The organism is Streptomyces flavovariabilis, assembly GCF_000725785.1.
In the GTDB taxonomy this organism is placed as follows: Bacteria; Actinomycetota; Actinomycetes; order Streptomycetales; family Streptomycetaceae; genus Streptomyces; species Streptomyces hawaiiensis.
Map to the genome: position 1 here is coordinate 1 of NZ_JNXD01000056.1, position 5309 is coordinate 5309.

Consider the following 5309-nt stretch of genomic DNA (forward strand, 5'->3'; position numbering starts at 1 on the left):
CGCCTCCGCGAACACCGGAAACGCCCCATACAGTTCACGCCCCATACCGACCCGCTGCGACCCCTGCCCCGTGAACAGGAAACCGACCCGGCCGCCCTCGGTGACGGACCCCTGTACGAGGCCCGGCATCCGCTCGCCCTCGGTCAGTGCCGCGAGTCCGGCGAGGAGTTCGTCACGGTCTGACGCGACGAGGCCGGCGCGGTGTTCCAACGCCGCCCGGGAGGTGGCGAGGGCGTGGCCCACGTCGGCGAGGGTGTCCTCGGGACGGGCCTCCAGCCAGTCCCGCAGTCGCCGCGCCTGGCCGCGCAGTGCGGCGTCGCTGCGGCCCGACAGCACCCAGGGCACGACCGGCGATGCCACGACTGGGGTTTCCGGCGTGGTCGTCGTGGTGTCGGGGGCCTGTTCGATGATGGTGTGCGCGTTGGTGCCGCTGATGCCGAAAGAGGAGACGGCGGCCCGCCGGGGACGTCCGGTCTCGGGCCAGTCGCGTGCCTCGGTCAGCAGCTCGATCGCGCCCGTCGTCCAGTCGACCTGCTGGGACGGCTCGTCCACGTGCAGGGTCTGCGGCAGTACGCCGTGCCGTAGGGCCATCACCATCTTGATGACGCCCGCGACACCGGCAGCGGCCTGGGTGTGCCCGATGTTCGACTTGATGGAGCCCAGCCACAGCGGGCGGCCCTCGGGCCGGTCCTGACCGTAGGTGGCGAGGAGCGCCTGTGCCTCGATGGGGTCGCCGAGGGTGGTGCCGGTGCCGTGGGCCTCGACGGCGTCGACGTCCGACGTCGTGAGCTGGGCGCCGGCGAGGGCCTGGCGGATCACCCGCTGCTGCGAGGGGCCGTTCGGCGCGGTGAGGCCGTTGGACGCGCCGTCCTGGTTGACGGCGCTGCCCCGCACCACGGCCAGCACCCGGTGCCCGTTGCGCTGGGCGTCCGACAACCGCTCCACGAGCAGCATGCCGACGCCTTCACCCCAGCCGGTGCCGTCGGCGGCGTCGGCGAAGGACTTGCACCGGCCGTCGGCGGCGAGGCCGCGCTGCCGGGAGAACTCGACGAACGTGCCGGCGGTCGGCATCACGGCGACGCCACCGGCCAGCGCCAGCGTGCACTCCCCTGATCGCAGTGCCTGCGCGGCGAGATGCAGGGCGACGAGCGAGGAGGAGCAGGCGGTGTCGACGGTGACGGCCGGGCCCTCCAGACCGAGGGCGTAGGCGATCCGGCCGGAGGCGACGCTGGTGGAGATGTCGGTGAGGGAGTAGTCCGCCGCGTCGTCGCCCTGGTCGGCGCCGGCACCGTAGCCCTGGTAGCCGGCGCCGACGAACACACCGCACGGGTGGCCCTTGAGCGCGGTCGGGTCGATGCCGGCCCGCTCCACGGCCTCCCACGAGGCCTCCAGGAGGAGTCGCTGCTGCGGGTCCATGGTGACGGCCTCGCGCGGCGAGATGCCGAACATTCCGGCGTCGAAGTACCCGGCCTCGTAGAGGAATCCGCCTTCGCGGGTGTACGAGGTGCCGGGGTGCTCGGGGTCGGGGTGGTAGATGCCGTCCACGTCCCAGCCGCGGTCGGCGGGGAACTCGCCGATGCCGTCTCCGCCCGCGACGACCAGTCGCCACAGGTCCTCCGGGGAGGAGACGCCGCCCGGGTAACGGCAGGCCATGCCGACGATCGCGATCGGCTCGTCGGTGTGCGCGGTGGTCGTGGGGAGCGCGCTGCGGATTTGGTCCGCGCCGCCGGCCAGTTCGTCGCGGAGGTGTCCGGCGAGGGCGTCGGGGGTGGGGTGGTCGAAGACGAGGGTGGCCGGCAGGGTCAGCCCGGTGCGGGTGTTGAGCCGGTTGCGGAGTTCCACCGCGGTGAGCGAGTCGAAGCCGAGTTCCCGGAAGGCACGGCCCGCTTCCACCAATTCCTGGGAGGCGTGGCCCAGGACCGCGGCGGTCTCGGTGCGCACCAGATCCAGGAGCAGGCGCTGCTGCTCGGCCTCGGAGAGTGTGGTGAGGCGGCGTTTCAGATCCGAGTCGGCGGTGTCGTCGGGCACCTCGGTGACCAGGGCGCTGCGCACCTCGGGCAGGTCGCCGAGGAGCGGACTGGGGCGTACGGCGGTGAAGCCGGCGACGAAGCGATCCCAGTCGACGTCGGCGACGGCCACGGCCACGTCGTCGTGGTCGACGGCCTGCCGGAGCGCGGCGACGCCCAGTTCGGGGGCGAGCGGGGTCAGGCCGCGGCGGCGCAGATGGCCTTCGGCCTCCCCGTCGGCCATGCCGCCGCCGCTCCACGGGCCCCAGCCCACCGAGGTGGCGGCCAGTCCTCGGCCGCGGCGCTGCTCGGCGAGGGCGTCGAGGCAGGCGTTGGCGGCGGCGTAGGCGCCCTGGCCGCCGCTGCCCCAGGCGGCGGAGATGGAGGAGTAGAGGACGAAGGCGTCCAGCGGGGTGTCGCCCAGCAGTTCGTCCAGGTGGCGGGCTCCGGCGACCTTGGCGCGCAGTACGTCGGCGAGTTCGGCCGGCGTGGTGTCGGCGACCGGCGTGAACTGGCCGGCTCCCGCGGCGTGCAGCACCGCGCTGAGCGGCGTCTCGGCGGGTATCTCGGCGAGCAGCCGGCCCAGTGCGTCCCGGTCGGCCACGTCACAGGCCGCGACGGTGACCGTCACGCCCAGCTCGGTCAGTTCCCGGCGCAGTTCCTCCGCGCCGGCGGCTGCCGGGCCCCGGCGGCTGGTGAGGACCAGGTGTTCGGCACCGTTGCGGGCGAGCCAGCGGGCGGCTTCGGCACCCAGCGCGCCGGTGCCGCCGGTGACCAGGACGGTGCCGCGCGGGCGCCAGGGGGCGGCCGGCGACTCGGAGCGGGGCGCGCGGGCGAGCCGTCGTACGAAGACTCCGGAGGCGCGCACCGCGATCTGGTCCTCGGCGCCGTCCCCGGCCAGCACGCGCAGCACCCGGGCCAGCGAGCGGTCGTCGGGGTTTTCGGGCAGGTCGAGCAGTCCGCCCCATCGGTCGGGGTGCTCCAGGGCCACCGTCCGGCCGAGTCCCCAGGTCTGCGCCTGCGCCGGGTTCGCCGGCCGGTCGGACCGGCCGACCGAGACCGCGCCCCGGGTCAGGCACCACAGCGGTGCCGAGATCTCCGCCTCGCCGAGGGCCCGTACCAGTTCGAATGTGGCGGCGAGTCCGGAGGTGACCTCGGGGTGCTCCCCGTGCGGGGTCTCGTCCAGCGCAAGGAAGGACAGCACTCCGGTGACCGGCACCGCGTCGGCGACCGCCGCCCGTAGCCGCGGCAGCAGCGCGGCGGCCGTGCCGCCGGCCGCGTCGACCTCGACCGGGACCGGCTGCGCACCGGACGCCTGGAGGGCGGCGAGCACCGCGTCGGCCTCCGCCGGCCGGTCCTGCGGCAGCAGCACGAGCCAACGGCCCGTGAGCGGCCGCGGGCCGGTGCCGTGCGTCACGGGCTTCCAGACGATCCGGTAGCGCCAGGAGTCGACCGCGGACTGCATGCGGTGCCGCTTGCGCCACGAGGCCAGCATCGGCAGCACCGTGCCCAGCGAGGAGCGCTCCTCCTCGCCGACCTCCAGCGTGCCGGCGAACGCCGCCACGTCCACGCGCTCCACGGCGTCCCAGAACGCCGCGTCCACCGGGTCGGCGGAGCCGGCGTCGTCGGTGATCTCGGGCCAGTAGCGCTCGCGCTGGAAGGCGTAGGTGGGCAGGTCGGCCGGCTGGGCGCCCCGCCCGGCGAAGAAGGCCGCCCAGTCGACGGCGACACCCTGGATGTGGGCCCGGGCGACAGCGGTGCTCAGCGTCCGCGGCTCCGGGTGGTCGGAACGGAGGGCGGGCACGAAGAGCGCGTCAGCGCTGTCCTGGCCCATGGCGGAGAGGACACCGTCCGGGCCGAGATCGATCAAGGTGTGGATGCCCTGCTCGGCGAGGGTCTTGACCCCGTCGGCGAAGCGGACGGCCTCGCGTACGTGCCGCACCCAGTAGGCGGGGTCGCACAGCTCCTCGGCGGCGGCCGGACGGCCCGTCACGTTCGAGACGACGGGGATGCGCGGCGCGTTGTAGGACAGTCCTGCTGCCACCCGGCGGAACTCCGCCAGCATCGGCTCCATACGCGGCGAGTGGAAGGCGTGCGAGACCGTGAGCCGCTTGGTCTTGCGACCCTGATCGGCGAACCGCTCCGCGATCTCCAGGACTTGGTGCTCGTCGCCCGAAATCACCACGGACGTTGGCCCGTTGACAGCGGCGATCGACACCGCGTCCAGGCCACCGAGCGCCTCGGCGACCTCGGCCTCCGTGGCCTGCACCGCCACCATCGCACCACCGGACGGCAACGCCTGCATCAACCGGCCACGCGCCGCAACCAGGACACAGGCGTCCTCCAGCGACCACACCCCCGCCACAAACGCGGCAGCCAACTCACCGATCGAATGCCCCAGCAGCACATCCGGCGTCACACCCCACGACTCCAGGAGCCGGAAGAGAGCAACCTCCAACGCGAACAAACCGGCCTGCGTGTACACCGTCTGATCCAGCGCCGCAGCATCCCCGAACACGACCTCCTTGAGCGGCCGGTCCAACTCCCCGTCGAACCGCGCACACACCGCATCGAACGCCTCCGCGAACACCGGAAACGCCCCATACAGTTCACGCCCCATACCGACCGACCCGGCCGCCCTCCGGCGCCACGCCCTGTGACAGTCCGGGCGCCTGTCGGTCCTCGGCCAGGGCCTCCAGGGCGGTCAGGGCGTGGTCTCGGTCCTCGGTGACGACGGCGGCCCGGTGTTCCAGCGCGGACCTGGACGTGGCCAGGGAGAGTGCCGTGTCGGCGAGTCGCAGGCCCTGGGTGCCCAGCAGGTGGGCATGCAGGCGGGCGGCCTGGGCGCGCAGGGCGTCGGCGGTCCGGCCGGAGAGGAGCAGCGGAACGGCCGGCGTGCCGACGGTCACGGGCTGCGGTCGCGCGGCCTGTTCGTCCTGCGGCTCTTCCTCCAGCACGACGTGGGCGTTGGTGCCGCTGATGCCGAAGGAGGAGACGCCCGCGCGGCGCGGCCGGTCGAGGCGCGGCCAGTCCCGGGCCTCGGTGAGCAGGTCCACGGATCCCGCGGACCAGTCGACCTGTGCGGTGCGGTCGGCCGCGTGCAGGGTCTGCGGCAGCACTCCGTGCCGCATCGCCAGCACCATCTTGATCACACCGGCGACACCGGCGGCGGCCTGCGTGTGTCCGATGTTCGACTTGACGGAGCCCAGCCACAGGGGCTGTTCCCGGTCCTGCCCGTACGTGGACAGCAGCGCCTGCGCCTCGATCGGGTCGCCCAGCCGGGTGCCCGTACCGTGCGCCTCG

General features: G+C 73.8%; 1 pseudogene. It reads right to left on the reverse strand.

Annotation, left to right across the window (positions count from 1 at the left end):
- Positions 1 to 5309: pseudogene (locus tag IO24_RS41680) on the reverse strand (SDR family NAD(P)-dependent oxidoreductase); the annotation flags it as partial.